Origin of the sequence: Staphylococcus sp. HMSC063F05, from assembly GCF_001837075.1 — a bacterium.
Classification (GTDB): Bacteria; Bacillota; Bacilli; order Staphylococcales; family Staphylococcaceae; genus Staphylococcus; species Staphylococcus epidermidis.
In genome coordinates this window covers 1-270 of record NZ_KV831322.1, presented here as the reverse complement: position 1 = coordinate 270, position 270 = coordinate 1, and the positions used below count along the sequence as shown (strand labels likewise).

The 270-nt window shown below is 47.4% G+C and carries 2 tRNA genes; both read left to right on the top strand.

The annotated features are described in order from the left end of the window. Positions 1-62: 62 nt before the first annotated feature. Positions 63-136 (top strand) — tRNA-Pro (locus HMPREF2576_RS02310). A 14-nt stretch (positions 137-150) separates the two neighbouring features. After that, positions 151-226 (top strand) — tRNA-Ala (locus HMPREF2576_RS02305). The last annotated feature ends 44 nt before the right edge of the window (positions 227-270 follow it).

Sequence of the window (270 nt, the reverse complement as noted above, 5' to 3'; positions counted from 1 at the left end):
AAGAGGTTATGGGTTCGACTCCTATCGGGCGCGCCATTTTATGTATCGATTTAATTTACATACGGGAAGTAGCTCAGCTTGGTAGAGCACTTGGTTTGGGACCAAGGGGTCGCAGGTTCGAATCCTGTCTTCCCGACTTCTTTTGATATTGGGGGCTTAGCTCAGCTGGGAGAGCGCCTGCTTTGCACGCAGGAGGTCAGCGGTTCGATCCCGCTAGTCTCCACCATTTAATTATTAATGAACATTGAAAACTGAATGACAATATGTCAA